The organism is Paracoccus angustae, assembly GCF_042648745.1.
In the GTDB taxonomy this organism is placed as follows: Bacteria; Pseudomonadota; Alphaproteobacteria; order Rhodobacterales; family Rhodobacteraceae; genus Paracoccus; species Paracoccus angustae.
This window is the reverse complement of record NZ_JBHRXY010000011.1, coordinates 37,265-53,918: the sequence shown is the minus strand read 5'-3', so window position 1 is coordinate 53,918 and position 16,654 is coordinate 37,265. Positions and strand designations below refer to the sequence as shown.

Genomic DNA, 16,654 nt, shown 5'->3' with positions numbered 1-16,654 from the left:
AAGCCGTGAACGGTCGATTTCGCGCTTGAACCTCAAGTTGCTCGAGGTGCTAGGCGGGGCCAGCACGACCCGGAAAAGAAGCTGATGACTGTCGATCCCTTGACCCATTGTTGCCATCTTGGCTGCGCCCTTCGCGGCGGCGGCAACGCCCTGGTGCTTGCGTCGATCCATGCCTGACGCCGCAACCGCCCGATCCGAGACGCTGCTGTTCCTTGCCTTTGTGATTGCCCTGGGCGCGACCTTGGGTGCGCTGTTTATCGGCGAGGTCTTGGGGCAGATGCCCTGCGTCCTGTGCTGGTATCAGCGGATCGCCATGTTTCCGTTGGTGCCCCTTCTGGCGGTCGGCCTGTGGCGAGGCGACGCGGCGGTGAAGACCTATGCGCTGCCATTGACGGTGGCGGGCCTTGTCGTGGCGCTGTTGCATTCGGGCCTTTACGCCGGACTGATCCCCGAAGGCATCACCCCGTGCACTCGGAACGGGCCGTCCTGTTCCGACCGCGCCCTGATGTCCGTTCTGGGCATCCCCATCCCTTATCTGTCGCTTGGCGCCTTTGCGGCCATCGCGCTGTGTCTCATTGTCATGAAAGGAAAGCGATCGTGAACCGAAGAACCGTCGTCGCAAGCACCCTTGCCCTGGGCGCGGGCGCATTTGCCGGTGGATCGTGGTATGTCGCCCGCCAGCGGAAGGCCGAACAGGCCGCAGCCGAGCGCGCGGCCCTGGAGGCCCGGCCCGATGCGCTGATCCGGCCGCATTCGCCGATCCTGGGGCCGGCTGATGCGCCCGTGACCCTGGTGGAGTTCTTCGATCCGTCTTGCGAGGCCTGCCGGGCCTTTCATCCGGTTGTCAACGAATTGCGCCGCGAATATCCCGTCCAGCTTCGCGTGGTCTTGCGATACACGGCGTTTCACGAGGGTTCGGACGAGGCCGTGCGCATTCTGGAGGTCGCGCGCCGCCAGAACCTGTTCGAGCCGGTGCTCGACATGCTGTTTTCCGAACAGCCGGCCTGGGCGCTTCATGGTCAACCGCGGCTCGATCTGGCGTGGCAAGCGGCGGGCCGGGCCGGACTGGATCTGGAGCGCGCGAAGTCCGAACGGCTGCATCCCGACATCACCGGCGTGCTGAACCAGGACATGGCCGATGTCCAGGCCATGCGGATCCAGGGCACGCCGACCTTCTTTGTCGACACCGAAAGGCTGGCTGATCTCAGCATCGAAAACCTGCGCGGCGCGGTTTCGAACGTCGTTTCGGGACTTGGCTGAGGCGGGGCGCCAATGAGCTTGCGACGGATCCGCTTTGTCCTTTGGGGACTGGTGTTCGTGGTTCTGGCCGTTGTGGCGGTCCAGTTCTGGGGCGGACGGCAGCAAACCCCCCCATCGTTCCGGCCGGACTTCGCCCTCCAGGACGGCAGCGGGCAAACCCATACCATGGCCGACTTCCGGGGAAAGTTCAGCCTGGTCTTCTTCGGCTTCACGAACTGCCCCGATGTCTGCCCGACCACCCTGTCCGAAGTGGCCCAAGTCATGGACGACCTGGGCGCCGAGGCCGACCGGGTGCAACCCTTGTTCGTCTCGATCGACCCCCAACGGGACCGCAGGCAAGGGCTGACCGAATATGTGACGGCCTTTCATCCGGCGATCCTTGGCCTGTCGGGAAGCGACGCCGCCACAAAGGACGCCGCCGACAGCTTCAAGATCTTTTTCGGCCGCGAAGAGGATCCTGCCGCGCCCGACGGCTACACCATGTCGCACAGCCCAGGGCTGTACCTGATCGGGCCGGATGGCGAATGGCTGCGCCAGTTCGCCTATGAAACCCCTGCCGCCGAAATCCTGGCGGACCTCGAGCAAAGGATATGACCATGAAGGCCTGGGCGCTTGCCTTCGGATTCACGACGCTTCTTCCCGCACTCGCCTCGGCCGAATGCGCCGGCGTGACGGTGGGCGATCTCACCGTGTCGAAGGCGTGGTCGCGCGCCACCGTCGGCACCCGGCGGCCGGCCGTGTTCTATGTCGAGATCCGCAACAACGGCCGGGCGGATGATCGCCTGATCGGGATCGAAACGCCGGTTGCGGACATGCCGATGCTGCACCGGACGGTTATCCGGGACGGGGTCGCCGCGATGCCGCATGCCGAGGCGGTCGATGTTCCGGCAGGCGGCATGGCCGCGCTGGCCCCCGGCGGCTATCACGGCATGCTGATGGAGTTGACCGCGCCTCTTTCCGAGGGCGAGAGCTTTCCGGTGACCCTGACCTTCGAGCGGGCAGGAGCGGTCGAAATCGACGCCCAGGTTCTGTCGATCCGCGCGCAGGAGGCGCAATGCGACGCCGCAAGCTGATCCTGGGCGGGGCCGGCCTTGTTGGCGCAACCGCCTTTGCCCTGGGTGTCGGAGCCTGGCGCGGCGGCGATTCCCGTCGCCCGGCGGATGCCGGGGAAATCGCGAACGGTCGGGCAGACCTGTCCCGGATGGCGTGGCGGCTGATCGACGACCGGGGCGATCCCGTCGGCCCGCAGGACTGGATCGGCCGCGCCACCATGGTCTTTTTCGGCTTTACCTGGTGCCCGGACGTTTGCCCTACCACGCTGATGGACATCGCGGACTGGCTGGAGGGCCTTGGAACGGATGCGGACCAGATCCGGGTCGCCATGATCACCGTCGATCCTGAACGGGATAGCCCCGAGATCCTGGCGGAATACCTGTCGAACTTCGACCCCCGGATCCGCGGCCTGACGGGCTCGGCCGACGCGATCGCCAAAGCCGCGGAGGCTTTCGGCGTGACATACATGCGGGTATTGCGGGATGACGGGGACTATACCCTGAACCATACGTCCGGCGTGTTCGTGTTCCGGCCTTCGGGCGAACTTGCCAGCACCATCGACTTTCACGAGGAGCGCCGCTTCGCGGTCCCCAAGATTCGGAGAGCCATCGGATGAAACATGCCTTGCTTGTCGCGGCGTCCCTTTTGTGGGCGCCCTTGTCCTTGGATGCGCGGGAAACCCCGCCTGCCGTTCATGTGGTCGAGGGGCAAGGCTGCGAATGCTGCGCGAAATGGACCGAGCATCTGCAAGAGCAGGGTTTCGACGTGACCACGGAAGACCGTTTCGGCGTCCTGCTGATCCAGCACAAGATCGCCCTCGGTGTCCCTGCCGAACATTATTCCTGCCATACCGGCCAGATCGACGGCTACTTTCTGGAAGGCCATGTCCCCGCCCGGGACATCCGAAGGCTTCTGGAAGAACGGCCCGACGCGGCGGGCCTGGCCGTGCCCGGGATGCCCTATGGCAGCCCCGGCATGGGGCCCGAAGACAGGCGCGAGGCGTATGACGTGTTGTTGATACGCAAGGACGGAAGCAGCGAGGTGTTCACCAGCTATCCCGCTGCCGGCGACATTTAGATCAATCGTTTCCAATCAGGACGGAGCTTTTTCGAATGGCCAGTTTGAACCGGCGTCATTTTTCCCTGGCAGGCTTGGCGGCCCTGGCGGCATGCGGCGCTCCGAAGCCGCAGACGCCGACCTTCAAGGTTTACTCCGGTCCCCCGGTCACCCAGGTCGTCATCCAGAAAGGTCAGCGCCGCATGTATCTTCTGAACGGAACAACGGTGCTGAAGTCCTATGATTTCGGCCTGGGGTTCCAGCCGGTCGGCCACAAGCAGTTCGAGGGCGACGGCAAGACCCCCGAGGGGCTTTATTTCGTGGACCGCTTCAATCCCCGCAGCCGGTATCACCTTTCCGTCGGCGTGTCCTATCCGAACGAGCGCGACCGCGCCTTTGCGGAACAGTTCGGTCGCGATCCCGGCGGCGATATCATGATCCATGGCCGGGGGCCGGAAGGCAACAAGCTGGTGCGCCGGAAACGGGACTGGACGGCCGGGTGCATCACCGTCAGCGACGAAGAAATCGAGGACATCTACGCCATGCTGCGGCCGGGCGTCCCGATCATGATAAACGCCTGACGGCGAGACCGGGGTAAGCGCACAAGGCCATGCCTCGCCATTCTTGAAGCCTCCGAAAGGAATGCCGGCGACCGGGTCCGCCGGCATTCCTCGCGGGGACCGGCCTTCAGAACACCGTCACCTGCGTTCCGATTTCGGCCACCTCGTAAAGCCGGGTGACATGCTCGTTGTAAAGGCCGTAGCAGCCGTTCGAGGATTTGCGGCCAATCTTTCGCGTGTCATGCGTGCCGTGGATCAAATAGGCGGGCCATGACAGATAAAGGCCGTAAGCCCCCAAGGGATTGTTCGGATCTCCGCCTTCCACGCGCTGCGGCAGGTTGGGATCCTTTTCCCGCATGCTGGGCGTCGGCGTCCAGGGCGGGTTTTTCGCCTTTCTGACGATCTCAGTCTTGCCCCGGCGGGTCAAGTCCTCGGTGATCGGGATAGAGCAGGGAAACACCAGGGCAATCGAACCGTCGCCCGACCAGTAATGCACCGCACGCGAGGTCACATCCGCAAGAATCACGCCCTTTCCCAGGCTCGGGTAGAACTCGCTCCAGTGTCTCGCGCGGAACGACGACTGATTTCGCCGGGGATCGGCATTCGGATCCACCTGATAGGCGCCAAGATCGGGCGCCCCGCCGGCCGGGGGACCGCCGTAAACGGGCTGCCCGGTATAAGGGTCGAAACCCTGCGCCCGGGCGGCACCGCCCGGAAAGATCGTCGCGGCGGCCAGCAAGCCGCCCAGAAAGCGCCGACGGTCGCTACCCGTGTCCGTTGGGATCATTCGCTGCCTCATCTTTTTTGGTTGTGTTTATCCAACGATTGCAAAAGGATACTCTTTTGAAAGGATTCGGAAAAGAACACCGGGCGCCGCGCAGATCAAGTTGTTGTGCGTTCCAGCCAAGATCCCGGCCGCAGGCGATCGTCAAGCTTGTGCGACACGCCGTCGAATGCGAGGGAGACCTGACAAGGCAAGGCGACAAGGAGAGACACATGAAGTTCCGATCCCTCTTCATCCTGGCAGGTGTCCTGATCAATGCCGGTTGCGGAAGCATGACGGCAAGAACGGAAACGGCACGGACCGGAGCCGAAAGCCTTCCCCCCGACCTTTTCGCGCTGGCTGCGCCGGGGCAGGATGTCGCCTCGGCCCGCCTTCTTCCCGAAGACAACTGCTATTGGTACGAGCATCGCGGACCGGTGGAAACGACGCTTCTTCCGCTTACCACGATTGAAGGCCGTCCGATCTGCATGCAGTCACAGGCCTGAGGCAGATCGGGCAGGATCAGACCTGGAAGCCCGGCAAGGGCGTGGCCTAGCGGCTGGCCGTCACGCTTTCCGAGGCCGAATAAAGATGCGCCGTGGAGCCGATCTCGACCTTCGGATAAAGATCGTTGATATGCGCCATCACCATCCGCACGCAGCCGGAACTGGCGCTTGTGCCAATGCTTCTGGGAAAGGGGGTTCCATGAATGCGCAAGTAAGTGTCCCTGTTTCCGACATAGAGATAAAGGGCGCGTGATCCGAGGGCGTTTTCGGGACCGGGCTCCATTCCCCCTGCGAATTGCGCATAAACCTCCGGCTCTCGCTTAATCATGTTCGGCGTTGGCGTCCAATGAGGCCATTCGACCTTCCGCCTGATCGTGTAAACCCCGGGTTCGTAAAGATCCCCGCGTCCGATGGCGACGCCATACCGCATCGCGGTTCCCCCGGCCTCGATATGATAAAGATATTTCGCCACGGCATCCACATGGATGTCGCCCGGCACCAGGCCTTCGTTGGCCCTGACCCTTTGAGGCAGGAAACGGGGGTGCAGGCCCCAGGGGTTCGAGGTGGCGGGATCGTAACCGGCAGGCGTGACCTGCGCGTCCCAGGCGGCCTTCTGCGCTTCCGTGGGCCATGATGCCGCAAGCAAGGGGCCCGACATGGTTGCCGAGAACAACGCTGTTGTTGTGTGGATGAAGTGTCTTCTGGTCAGCATCTCTTGCGCTCCTGTTCCTGTCCGGCATCCTGCCCGCCCATGCCTTCAACGCAACCCGCCGAACCCGCCGTCCCGGATTTCGAGATCAAATCTTCTTGTCCGATAAGCCCTTGCGCCTTCGGAGCCGACGGTTTGCTTTTCCCCAACGCCAGGCCGTCGCGGGATCCTCTGCCGGATCGCGGTGCCGCACGGACTTGTTCGGACCATCTGGTGCGATGATCCATTCCCGCCAAAGGCAGAAGCCGGTTGCCCGTCGCCCCGTGCAGAAACACGGCATGCCTGTCCCGAGCAGGACAGGGCGGGCCGCCGACAACACCCTGCGCGCAAGGCGCTTGAGGGCGGTGACGCCATCCGGCACCAGCCGCGCGCCGATGGCAGGCCGTTCCCGAGGATGCGCTGACCGGACGGCTTGCGGATGCCCCGGGGCGGGTTCGCCAACCCTGCGGACCGCGAAGCCTCCCGTCCCACTTTTTCCTTGACCCTGCGTCCGATGGGTCCATCATCAGCCCACCCAGCGAATGAGGCCAGGAATGACGCGTTTCCGTGTGAATGGCCGGGATCACGATCTGGACTTGGATCCCGACACCCCGCTGCTGTGGGTTCTGCGCGACGAGTTGCGCCTGACCGGAACCAAGTTCGGCTGCGGCATCGCCCAATGCGGCGCCTGCACCGTGATGGTGGATGGGATGCCCCGGCGGTCCTGCGTGACCCCGCTCGGAACCCTCGGCGACAGCGAGGTTACCACCATCGAGGGCATGGACGGCCCCGAGATCCGGGCCGTGCAGGCCGCCTGGACGGCCATCGACGTGCCGCAATGCGGCTGGTGCCAGTCGGGGCAGGTCATGTCGGCCACCGCGCTGTTGCAGCAGATCCCCCGTCCCAGCGACGACGACATCACCAACGCGATGGCGGGAAACATCTGCCGCTGCGCCACCTATGTGCGGATCCGGCAGGCCATCCACGACGCCGCCCGGACGCTGGAGGGTTGAGCATGTCCATCCTGACGACGCGCCGGGGCTTTCTGGCGGGCGGGTCCGGCCTGATGCTGGCGCTGACGCTGCCGCTGGGGCAGGGCCGCGCGCAGATGACCGTGGCCGGTCCCTTCGCCCCCAACGCCTTTGTCCGCATCGGCACCGACGATCTGGTGACGGTGATGATCAAGCACCTGGAAATGGGGCAGGGGCCTTACACCGGGCTTGCCACCCTTGTGGCCGAGGAACTGGACGCCGACTGGGCGCAGCTGCGGGCCGAAGGGGCGCCCGCCGACGACACGCTTTATGCGAACCTCGCCTTCGGGGCGCAGGGCACGGGCGGATCGACCGCCATCGCCAACAGCTTCATGCAGATGCGCAAGGCGGGCGCCGCCGCCCGCGCCATGCTGGTCGCCGCCGCGGCCGAAGAATGGGGCGTGCCCGCGTCCGAGATCGCGGTCACGGCAGGCATCGTCTCGCATGCCGCATCCGGCCGGTCATCGGGCTTCGGCGCCCTGTCCGCCGCCGCCGCGCGCCAGCCGGTGCCCGAAGACCCGCCGGTCAAGGCCGCCGCCGACTTCGTTCTGATCGGCACCGACCGGCCAAAGCTCGACAGCAGGGCCAAGGCCGACGGCAGCGCGCAGTTCACCATGGATGTCTACCGCGAGGGGATGCTGACCGTGGTGGTGGCCCATCCGCCCCGGTTCGGCGCCGCCCTGGTCCGCGTCGATGACCGCGCCGCCCTGGCGGTGAAGGGGGTGGAGATGGTGCGGACCATCCCCTCGGGCGTGGCGGTCTATGCCACGAACACCCATGCCGCCCTGAAGGGCCGCGACGCCCTGGTGATGGACTGGGACGACAGCAAGGCCGAGACGCGCAGTTCCGCGCAGATGTTCGAAGCCTATGCCGAGGCGGCCGCCCAGGGCGGCGAGACGGTCGAGGAGGAGGGCGAGCTGTCCGCCATCGACGGCGCCGCCCGCGTGCTGAGCGCCGAATACCGCTTTCCCTATCTGGCCCACGCGCCGATGGAACCCCTGGACGCGGTGATCGAGACCAGGGACGGCACCGCCGAACTGTGGTTCGGCAGCCAGTTCCCGTCCTTCGACCGGCCCACCGTCGCCACGACCCTGGGCCTGGCGCCCGCCGACGTGCGGATCAACGTGCTGATGGCGGGCGGCTCCTTCGGGCGTCGCGCGCAGGGATCGGCCCATCTGGCCGCCGAAGTGGCCGAGGTTGCCAAGGCGGCGGGCCGCGACGGCGCCTTCAAGCTGGTCTGGACGCGCGAGGACGACGTGCGCGGCGGCTATTACCGGCCCATGACCGTGCATCGCCTGCGCGCGGGCCTGGACGCGGACGGCAGCATCGTCGCCTGGGAAAACGTGGTCGCCAACCAGTCGATCATGTCCGGCACCCCGATGGAGGCGATGCTGAAGGGCGGCCCGGACAACAGCTCGTTCGACGGATCCACCGGCCTTCCCTATCGCCTAGGCGCGAAGCGGATCGGCTGGGCGCGGATGGACAGCCCGGTCAGCGTGCTGTGGTGGCGCTCGGTCGGGCATACCCATACCGCCTATGCGGTCGAGACCTTTCTGGACGAGGTGCTGGAAGCCGCCGGCAAGGATCCCGTGCAGGGCCGGCTGGACCTGCTGCCGCCCGAGGCCGTCCGCGAGCGCGCCGTCATCACCGAAGCCGCCCGCATGGCGGACTGGCAAGGCCCGCGCCGCAATGGCAAGGGCTACGGGATCGCCTATGCGAAAAGCTTCGGCACCTATGTCGCCGAGGTGGTCGAGGTCGAGGACCGCGGCGGCGTCCCCCGCGTCACCCGCGTCTGGTGCGCGGTCGATTGCGGCATCGCGGTCAATCCCAACGTGATCCGCGCGCAGATGGAGGGCGGCGTGGGCTATGCGCTGTCCGCCGCGCTGCACAGCCGGATCACGCTTGCGCCGGGCGGGACGGTGGAGCAGTCGAACTTCCACGACTATCCCATGCTGCGCATCGGCGAAATGCCGGCCGTCGAGGTCTCGATCATCCGCAGCCAGGCGGACCCGACCGGCGTGGGCGAACCGGGCGTGCCCCCGCTGGCCCCGGCGATGGCCAATGCCTGGCGGGCGTTGAACGGACAGCGTCAATACCAGCTGCCCTTCGGCGGAGCGGTTTCATGAGATCGTTCACGGCTGTTTTCGCCGCGGCCCTGGCCTGCGCCGCGCCCGTGCTTGCCCAGGACGGCCTGAAGACCCCCGCGGATTTCGACGCCATCGCCGACCGGACCCAGCGGTCGGTGGCCCTGTTCGAAGAAATCGGCAAGGTGCTGACCCATCCGCGCTGCCTCAACTGCCACCCGGTCACAGGCGGTCCGACCCAGGGCGATTCCATGCGGCCCCACAACCCCCCGGTGATCCGGGGCGAGGCGGATTTCGGCGCGCCGGGCATGACCTGCAACACCTGCCATGGGGCCGAAAACGTCACCCTGACCGGCGGCCAGGGCAGCATCCCCGGCCACGAACCCTGGTCCCTGGCCCCGGTCAGCATGGGGTGGGTCGGCCTGTCCCTGGCCGAGATCTGCGGGCAGATCAAGGATCCCGCACGCAACGGCGGCAAGACGCTGGAGGAGCTGCACGAGCACAACGCCCACGACGGGCTGGTCGGCTGGGGCTGGCATCCCGGCGAAGGCCGCGCCCCGGCCCCCGGCAGCCAGGAAATCTTCGGCCAGCTGACCCGTGCCTGGATCGACACCGGGGCCGCCTGCCCGGGGTGACGAGCGGTCGGGATCCGTCGGCCCATGGGCGCCGGTCAGGGCAACGAGGATCCCGAAGCGAGGCTTTCCTTGGCCGGTCGTGCAAGTCCGCCGCAGCCAGCCGCGTCGATCCGGCCTCGGCTGGGGGACAAGGCGGTTGCTGCCTTGCAGACCGGCAGCAATCCCGGGTGCCGATCGTTTTGTGAACCGCGCGGCGGCGGGTTTGGCGCAGCCCAAGCCAGCACGGATCGTGCCGGGCGATGCGGCTGCGGCAGGGAATGCCGCCCGGTTCTGCCGATGCTGCGCCGCGATGTCGCCGCGGTTCGGGACCGGCGGCCTTCAATCCGCCCGCCGTCCCCGGATCCGATGCCGGTCAGATGTCGAAGTTGCTGGGCAGCACGATCATGTCGCGGATCGTGACGTTGCGCGGGCGCGTCAGCATGAACATCAGGGCGTCCGACACCTCGACCGGTTCGATCAGCGCGCCTGCGTCCTTCATGCGTTGCAGCCGTTCCGGTTCCCAGTCCGACAGCAGGGCCGAGATGACCGGTCCCGGCGACACCTGCGCCACGCGGATGCCATGGCCCATCAATTGCCGCCGCATGGTCTGGACAAAGCAGGTGACGGCCCATTTGGACGCGGAATAGACCGGCTCGACATGGATGGGGGCATGACCTGCGATCGAGCAGGTCACAACGATGTCGCCCGTTCCGCGTGCGATCATGTGCGGAGCCACGGCGTGAACGTTCTTTATTACCGCATTGACGTTCAGGTTCAGCATTCGGTCGATGGCGGCGGGGTTCGTGTCGATCAGATCCCCGCCGATATAGCTGCCGGCATTGCAGGCGATGATGTCGATGTGGTCCACCTTGCCCAGGATTTCCGGCACCATGGCGTCGCAGCTTTCGGGGTCCAGCAGGTCGGTCACCTGGGGCACCGCGTTCTGGCCCAGCCTGCCGGTCAGCTCGGCCAAGGCGTCCTTGTCGCGGTCCACCATGACCACGCGCGCTCCGGCGGCCACCAGCGCCCGGGTCGTGGCAAGGCCGATGCCCGAGGCGGCCCCGGTGACGACGGCGATCTTGCCGTGCAGTTCTGCGGACATGTCGTTCTCCTTCATCTTGCGGGCAGGCCCGCGGGTCTCGTCGGTTCGTGGGGATCGCTCAAACGGCCAGAAAGCCGCCGTCCAGGGCCAGAACGGCGCCGGTGACCATGGCGGCGTCGTCGGATAGCAGCAGGGCGATGGCGCGGGCCACGTCCTCGGCCTCGGCGAAGCGGCCAAGGGGATGGCGGGCCATCATCGGCGCGCTTTTCGCGGGATCGGACCAGGCCTCGGCGGCAAGTTCGGTCATGGTCACGGTGGGGGCGAGGGCCGTGACGCGGATGCCGTGCGGGCCAAGCTCGCGCGCCATGACCCGCGTCGCACCCTCGAGTCCCGCCTTGGAGGCGGCATAGCAAACGTGATCGGGAAACCCGCGATGGCCCGCGATGCTGGTCACGTTGACGATCGCCCCGCCGCCGCCCGCGGTTATCCGGGCGCGCGCGAATTCCTGCGCGCAGATCAGCGCGGCGCGCAGGTTGATGCCCATCACCGTGTCGTATCCCGCATCCGTCATGTCCAGCAGGCTTTCCAGCACATTGGTGCCCGCGCAGTTCACCAGGAAATCGCAGGCGCCCGCCTGGGCCATCGCGGCGCGGGCGGCCCCGGGATCGGACAGGTCGGCCGCGATGCCGTGCCCGCCCGTGTCGCGGGCCAAGCCGTCAAGGTCGGCCCGGGTCCGGCTGATCGCCACGACCCTGGCCCCGCGCGCGGCCATCAGCAGGGCGGTGGCCCGGCCGATGCCCTTGCCGGCGCCGGTGATGATGACGGATTTGCCTTCGAATTGCATGGGATCGCCTTACGAAAGGGACGGGCCGGTGACGGCCGGGCCAGGGGGAAATCGGTCAAGGCAGCTATCGGTCTGCCCGCGGATGCTGCGGGCCATGTCCTGCAAGGCGGTAAAGGCCGCATGGCGCGTGTCGTGCAGGTGCCGCACCGCGCCGGTCGCCGGACGATGGCTTGTCACGACCGCCGACATGGCGGGCATGGCGGCCCGGATGTCCGGGAAAGCCCCTGCCGCGACGGCGGCCAGGATCGCCGAACCCAGCAGCACGGGTTCCTCGCAGGCGGTCACGTCGACGGGCAAGCCGGTCGTGTCGGCCAGGATCTGCCGGATCAGGGGATGGCGTCCCGCGCCGCCGCTGATGGCGATGCGGTCCACGCCCGCGCCATGCGCCGCCTGCGTTTCGATGATCTGGCGCAGCCCGTAGCCCAACCCGCAAACGCCCGCGACATAAAGCGCGACCAGCGACTGCCTGTCGCTGTCCATCCCCAAGCCCAGGATCGCCGCGCGGGCATGGGGATCGGCAAAGGGCGCGCGATTTCCCAGGAATTCGGGAACGACATGCAGATGCGCCGCCAGCCGCACCGCGCGCGAGGCATCGCCCGCCCGGTCCATGGCCGCATCGGCCAGCCATTCGGGCAGGGATTTCCCATCGGCCCGCGCGGCGGCGGTTGCGGCGTGATGGGCGGGATGAAAGGACAGCAGGTGGTCGATGGCCGCCCCGGCCGCGGATTGCCCGCCCTCGTTCAGCCAGGCCCCCGGCACCATGGCAGAGAAATACGGCCCCCAGACCCCCGGCACAAAGGTCGGATCGCGCGTCGTGGTCATCGTGCAGGACGAGGTGCCGAAGACATAGCCCAGCGTTCGCACCGGATCCTCGGCTCCGCCCCGGGCGCCCACCGTGCCGATGCCGCCCGCATGAGCGTCGATCAACCCGGCCGCCACCGCGATCCCGGCGGGCAGCCCCATCGCCCGCGCCGCCTCCGGGGTCAGCCCCCGGCTCAGCGCGGTGCCGGGCGGGACCACCTGGCCGCCGATGCGCACGAATCCCTCGTCGGCCAGTTCCGCCAAGCCGATGCCGCGGAAATAGTCGGCGTCCCAGCGGCCCTCGTGCGCCAGATAGGTCCATTTGCAGGTGACGGTGCAGGTGGACCGCGCCGTGCTGCCGCTGGCCTTCCAGGTCAGGAAATCGGTCAGGTCGAAGAAATGCCGGGCGGCGCGGAAGACCTCGGGGCGGTTTTCTTTCAGCCACAGCAGCTTGGGCGTCTGCATCTCGGGCGAGATGCGGCCGCCCACGTATTTCAGAACCTCGTGTCCGTCCGCGTTGATCCGCGCCGCCTGGTCCACGGCCCGGTGGTCCATCCACACGATGATGTCGCGTTCGGGACAAGCCGGATCGCCAAGGCCCGGCGGCCCGTCGCCCAGCACGACCAGCGAACAGGTGGCGTCGAAGCCCACGCCCGCGACGCTTGCGGGGTCCACGGCCGCCCGGGCCAGTGCCGTCCGCGTGGCCGCGCAGACCGCATCCCAGACCTGCGCGCTGGATTGTTCGGCGATGTCCGCGTCCGGGCGGTGCAGGGCGATGTCGGCCTTGCCGGTGCCCAGCAGCGCGCCCCGCGCGTCGAACACCCCCGCCCTGGCCGACCCCGTGCCGACATCAACGCCGATGAAATGCGTCCCCATGGTCCTGTCCCCGTTCTATCGCCACTCGCGGCCGATATAGATGGCCAGCAGGATGATCAGGCCCTTGATGACGTCCTGCATGTAGGGGTTGATCCCCATCAGGTTCAGCCCGTTGTTCAGGATGCCCAGCAGCACCGCGCCGATCAGCGTGCCCAGGATCAGCCCGCGCCCGCCCGCGATGGCGGTGCCGCCCAGCACCACGGCGGCGATGGCGTCCAGTTCGAACCCCACGCCGGCATTGGGCTGCCCGCTCATCAGCCGGCCGGTCAGCACGATCGCCGCCAGCGAGGCCGTCACGCCCGAGATCGCGAAGACCGCCAGCTTGACCCGCCGCGTGCGCACGCCCGACAGGCGGGCGGCGACCTCGTTGCCGCCGATGGCGTAAACGTGCCGGCCAAAGGGGGTGCGTTGCAGGACCAGCCAGGCCAGGGCATAGACGACCAGCATGATCACCACCGGAACCGGGATGATGCCGATGCGGCCCACGCCGAACCAGGACACCCAGCCGGGCAGGCCGCTGATCGGATAGCCGCCGGAATAGATCAGTCCCAACCCGCGCGCCATGCCCATGGTCGCCAGGGTGACGATGATCGCGGGCATCCGCCCCCAGGCGACCAGAACGCCGTTGAACAGGCCCAGGCCCAGGCCCACCAGCAGGGCCGCAGCCAATCCCACGCCGCCGGGCAGGCCCATGTTGACCATGAGGCCCGCCGCGAGGGTGCCCGACAGCGCCATCACCGCGCCCACCGACAGGTCGATGCCGCCGGTCAGGATCACAAAGGTCATGCCCACCGCCAGGATGCCCACAACCGACACCTGCCGCAGCACGTTGAGGATGTTGTTCAGGGTGAAGAAGTTGTCGCTGGCAAAGGCCATCAGGACCGATACGACGATCAGCCCGACCAGCGGCAGGGCCAGCGGCGAATGGAACAGCCAGTCAAGCGCGGTCCAGCGTCCCTTGCCCTGGGATCCGGTTTCGATGTTGGAGTCATGCGACATGATCGACCCTCCCGGTCGTTGCGTGGGTCATGATTTCCTCGGATGTGATGGCGTCACCCTCGACGGTGGCCACGATGCCGCCCGACCGGAACACGCAGACCCGGTCGGACATGCCGATGATCTCGGGAAGCTCGGACGAGATCATGATGATGGCGCAGCCCCGCGCGGTGAAATCGCGCATCAGCTGATAGATCTCGGCCTTGGCGCCCACGTCGATGCCGCGCGTGGGTTCGTCGAAGATCAGGATCTGCATGTCGTGGTTCAGCCAGCGGGCGATGACCACCTTTTGCTGGTTGCCTCCCGACAGGGTATCGACCCGCGCATCCGGCCCCTGGGCCTTGACGCGCACCTGGTCCATCGCCGTTTCGGTGAAGGCCCGTTCCTTCCTGAAGTCGATGAACCAGCGGCCCCGGCGATACTTGCCGTAATTGTTGAGCGACAGGTTTTGCAGGATCGGGAAGCTGGTGATCAGCCCCTGCTCCTTGCGGCTTTCAGGCAAAAGGCCGATGCCATGGGCCAGTCCGTCGGCAGGATCGCCGAGCCGGGTCTGAACCCCGTCCAGCCTGATCTTGCAGCGCGCCGCCGGATAGGCGCCCAGGATCGACAGCGCGGTTTCCGTCCGGCCCGATCCGACCAGTCCGGCAAAGCCCAGGATCTCTCCGGCGCGCAGGTGAAAGGACGACACGGGACCGCCGCGGCGCAACTGCACCTCCTCGACCTCCAGCACGGTCCGGGCGGCGGGGTCGGGGGCGGGTTTGGGGGGAAAGCTGTTCTCGATCCGGCGGCCGACCATCATCTCGACCAGGCGGTCGGCGGTCATCCCCGCCACGTCGCGGGTGCCGACATATTCTCCGTCGCGCAGAACGGTGATGCGGTCGCAAATCTCGAAGATTTCCTCGAGATGGTGCGAAATGAAGACGATGGCCACACCGGCCGCGCGCAATTCGCGCATGACCTTGAACAGATGCTCGACCTCGGCCGGGGTCAGGGTGGCGGTGGGTTCGTCCAGCACCAGGATGCGCGCGTTCAGCGACAAGGCCTTCGCGATCTCCACGAATTGCTGTTCGGCCACCGACAGGCGGGCGACGGGCACGTCCAGCGGCAGATCGACCTCGAGCTTGCGCAGGATGTCTTGCGCCCTGCCGCGCATCGCCTTGCGGTCCAGCAGGCCAAGGGGGGTTCTGAGTTCGCGCGCCAGGAACATGTTCTCGACGGCGGTCAGATAGGGGATCAGGCTGAATTCCTGAAAGACGATGCCGATGCCGGCGGCAATCGCCTCGTCATAGGTGGCGAACGCGCGTTCCCGGCCCTCGACAAGAATCCGGCCGGCGCTTGGCTGGATGATGCCGCAGACGATCTTCATCAGGGTCGATTTTCCGGCCCCGTTCTCGCCCAGCAGGGCGTGAACCTCGCCTGCGTTCACATGCAGATCGACGCCGTGCAGAACCTCGATCCGGCCGAAGCTTTTGCGTATTCCGTTCAGTTCAAGCATCTCGTCTCCTGCGGGCTGATCGAAGGCCGCGCCCCGGACGGGGCACGGCCGGTTCCCGTGCGGATTACCAGCTGAAGTCCGCGGCGTTCTCGCTGTCCACGGTGCGCACGTCGATCGGCACCTCGGCCGGAACCACGCGGGCGCCCCAGTATTGCGCCAGGGCCATGCCCAGACCCACGCGGACCTGGTCGCGCGGGAATTGCGCGGTGGTCTGGATAAAGGGCGTGCCGTCCGCAATGGCCTTGACCGCTTCCGGCGCGCCGTCGACCGAGGTCAGCTTGATGTCGCGGCCCGACCCCTGGATGGCGGCCAGAGCGCCCATCGCGCCGCCGTCGTTGACCGAAAAGATCCCGGCAAGGTTCGGATGCGACTGGATCATGTTTTCCACCACGCCCAGGGCGACCGAACGGTCCTGGCGGCCGTTCTGGGTATCGACCAGGGTGATCCCCTGGTGTTCCGACAAGGCGGCCTTGCAGCCTTCGACGCGTTCCAGGATCGGCACGACCGGGATCCCGTCCAGGATCGCCACCTCGCCCTGGCCGCCAAGGGCCTCGGCCAGGTACTTGCAGGACTGGTAGCCCGCGTCGCGGTTCTTGGACCCGACAAAGGTATCGACCGGGCCGTTGGCATTGGCGTCCACCGCCACGACGATCACGCCCTGGTCCTTGGCCATGCGCACGGCCGATTCCACGCCCGCGCTGTCGGTCGGGTTCAGTAGCAGGATGTCGATCCCCTGCTGAAGCATGTCTTCCACATCCGAGATCTGCTTGGCCACGTCGTGGCCCGCGTCGGTGACGATCACCTCGGCGCCGATCTGGGCGGCGGCTTCGTTCAGCGCCTCTTGCATGGACACGAAGTACGGGTTGTTCATTTCCTGGAACGTCATGCCGATCTTCAGCGGATCCTGGGCCGCGGCCATATTGGCCGAGGCGGCAAGAAGGGCCGCGGCGGATGCGGTTTTCAGCAGGGTCTTCATGGGTCGTCC

The 16,654-nt window shown here is 66.9% G+C and carries 19 protein-coding genes; 11 read left to right on the top strand and 8 right to left on the bottom strand.

The window, feature by feature from the left end; all coding sequences use genetic code 11:
* The first annotated feature begins 169 nt into the window (after positions 1–169).
* Genes ACFOM8_RS13655 through ACFOM8_RS13625 form a run of 7 tightly spaced genes read left to right on the top strand, consistent with a single transcriptional unit; the run spans position 170 to position 3,950 of the window.
* Entirely contained in the window at positions 170–601 is a 432-nt protein-coding gene (locus ACFOM8_RS13655; RefSeq protein ID WP_377762223.1) for a disulfide bond formation protein B, read from the top strand.
* A complete protein-coding gene (locus tag ACFOM8_RS13650) occupies positions 598–1,260 on the top strand; it encodes a DsbA family protein (RefSeq protein WP_377762221.1) in 663 nt (220 codons plus the stop codon). The genes ACFOM8_RS13655 and ACFOM8_RS13650 overlap by 4 nt, the downstream gene beginning before the upstream one ends.
* A gap of 12 nt (positions 1,261–1,272) precedes the next feature.
* The gene (locus tag ACFOM8_RS13645) at positions 1,273–1,854 is read left to right on the top strand and encodes an SCO family protein (RefSeq protein ID WP_377762219.1); all 582 of its coding nucleotides are present in this window, start codon (positions 1,273–1,275) and stop codon (positions 1,852–1,854) included.
* A gap of 2 nt (positions 1,855–1,856) precedes the next feature.
* Positions 1,857–2,333 (top strand): copper chaperone PCu(A)C, encoded by a 477-nt coding sequence (locus tag ACFOM8_RS13640; RefSeq protein WP_377762217.1) that lies wholly within the window; start codon positions 1,857–1,859, stop codon positions 2,331–2,333.
* A complete protein-coding gene (locus tag ACFOM8_RS13635) occupies positions 2,315–2,929 on the top strand; it encodes an SCO family protein (protein WP_377762215.1) in 615 nt (204 codons plus the stop codon). Before ACFOM8_RS13640 ends, ACFOM8_RS13635 begins: the two co-directional genes overlap by 19 nt.
* Positions 2,926–3,390, top strand: coding sequence for a DUF411 domain-containing protein (locus ACFOM8_RS13630; RefSeq protein WP_377762213.1), 465 nt, complete (start codon positions 2,926–2,928; stop codon positions 3,388–3,390). Before ACFOM8_RS13635 ends, ACFOM8_RS13630 begins: the two co-directional genes overlap by 4 nt.
* 35 nt (positions 3,391–3,425) lie before the next feature.
* Complete coding sequence (locus ACFOM8_RS13625; RefSeq protein ID WP_377762212.1) at positions 3,426–3,950, top strand: L,D-transpeptidase family protein; 525 nt, start codon at positions 3,426–3,428, stop codon at positions 3,948–3,950.
* 106 nt (positions 3,951–4,056) lie between these two features.
* On the opposite strand, the gene ACFOM8_RS13620 is transcribed toward ACFOM8_RS13625, so the two are convergent.
* A complete protein-coding gene (locus ACFOM8_RS13620; protein ID WP_377762210.1) occupies positions 4,057–4,716 on the bottom strand; it encodes a L,D-transpeptidase in 660 nt (219 codons plus the stop codon).
* A gap of 209 nt (positions 4,717–4,925) precedes the next feature.
* Here ACFOM8_RS13620 and ACFOM8_RS13615 point away from each other — a divergent pair, with 209 nt between their 5' ends.
* Positions 4,926–5,198 carry a hypothetical protein gene (locus tag ACFOM8_RS13615; RefSeq protein WP_377762209.1) on the top strand — a complete coding sequence of 91 codons (273 nt, stop codon included), beginning with the start codon at positions 4,926–4,928 and terminating at the stop codon, positions 5,196–5,198.
* Positions 5,199–5,244: 46 nt separating this feature from the next.
* Here the strand turns inward: ACFOM8_RS13615 and ACFOM8_RS13610 are convergent, their stop codons facing one another.
* Positions 5,245–5,910, bottom strand: a complete 666-nt coding sequence (locus ACFOM8_RS13610; RefSeq protein ID WP_377762207.1) for a L,D-transpeptidase — start codon at positions 5,908–5,910, stop codon at positions 5,245–5,247.
* Positions 5,911–6,440: 530 nt separating this feature from the next.
* On the opposite strand from ACFOM8_RS13610, the gene ACFOM8_RS13605 reads away from it, so the two are divergent.
* Genes ACFOM8_RS13605 through ACFOM8_RS13595 form a run of 3 tightly spaced genes read left to right on the top strand, consistent with a single transcriptional unit; the run spans position 6,441 to position 9,636 of the window.
* Entirely contained in the window at positions 6,441–6,899 is a 459-nt protein-coding gene (locus ACFOM8_RS13605; protein ID WP_377762206.1) for a (2Fe-2S)-binding protein, read from the top strand.
* Positions 6,900–6,901: 2 nt separating this feature from the next.
* Positions 6,902–9,043: a xanthine dehydrogenase family protein molybdopterin-binding subunit gene (locus ACFOM8_RS13600; protein ID WP_377762204.1), complete on the top strand. Its 2,142-nt coding sequence runs from the start codon at positions 6,902–6,904 to the stop codon at positions 9,041–9,043.
* Positions 9,040–9,636, top strand: coding sequence for an Isoquinoline 1-oxidoreductase subunit (locus tag ACFOM8_RS13595; protein ID WP_377762202.1), 597 nt, complete (start codon positions 9,040–9,042; stop codon positions 9,634–9,636). Before ACFOM8_RS13600 ends, ACFOM8_RS13595 begins: the two co-directional genes overlap by 4 nt.
* Positions 9,637–9,988: 352 nt before the next feature.
* Here the strand turns inward: ACFOM8_RS13595 and ACFOM8_RS13590 are convergent, their stop codons facing one another.
* The 6 genes from ACFOM8_RS13590 to ACFOM8_RS13565 all read right to left on the bottom strand — a co-directional run bounded on the left by ACFOM8_RS13590 (position 9,989) and on the right by ACFOM8_RS13565 (position 16,645).
* Positions 9,989–10,717: an SDR family oxidoreductase gene (locus tag ACFOM8_RS13590; protein WP_377762201.1), complete on the bottom strand. Its 729-nt coding sequence runs from the start codon at positions 10,715–10,717 to the stop codon at positions 9,989–9,991.
* A 58-nt stretch (positions 10,718–10,775) separates the two neighbouring features.
* On the bottom strand, positions 10,776–11,501 hold the full coding sequence (locus ACFOM8_RS13585) for an SDR family oxidoreductase (RefSeq protein WP_377762199.1): 726 nt from the start codon (positions 11,499–11,501) through the stop codon (positions 10,776–10,778).
* Positions 11,502–11,510: 9 nt separating this feature from the next.
* Positions 11,511–13,178 carry an FGGY-family carbohydrate kinase gene (locus ACFOM8_RS13580; RefSeq protein WP_377762198.1) on the bottom strand — a complete coding sequence of 556 codons (1,668 nt, stop codon included), beginning with the start codon at positions 13,176–13,178 and terminating at the stop codon, positions 11,511–11,513.
* A 15-nt stretch (positions 13,179–13,193) separates the two neighbouring features.
* Positions 13,194–14,177 carry an ABC transporter permease gene (locus ACFOM8_RS13575; RefSeq protein WP_377762196.1) on the bottom strand — a complete coding sequence of 328 codons (984 nt, stop codon included), beginning with the start codon at positions 14,175–14,177 and terminating at the stop codon, positions 13,194–13,196.
* Complete coding sequence (locus tag ACFOM8_RS13570; RefSeq protein ID WP_377762194.1) at positions 14,167–15,669, bottom strand: sugar ABC transporter ATP-binding protein; 1,503 nt, start codon at positions 15,667–15,669, stop codon at positions 14,167–14,169. Before ACFOM8_RS13570 ends, ACFOM8_RS13575 begins: the two co-directional genes overlap by 11 nt.
* 64 nt (positions 15,670–15,733) lie before the next feature.
* Positions 15,734–16,645, bottom strand: a complete 912-nt coding sequence (locus ACFOM8_RS13565; protein WP_377762192.1) for an ABC transporter substrate-binding protein — start codon at positions 16,643–16,645, stop codon at positions 15,734–15,736.
* Between the last annotated feature and the right edge of the window lie 9 nt (positions 16,646–16,654).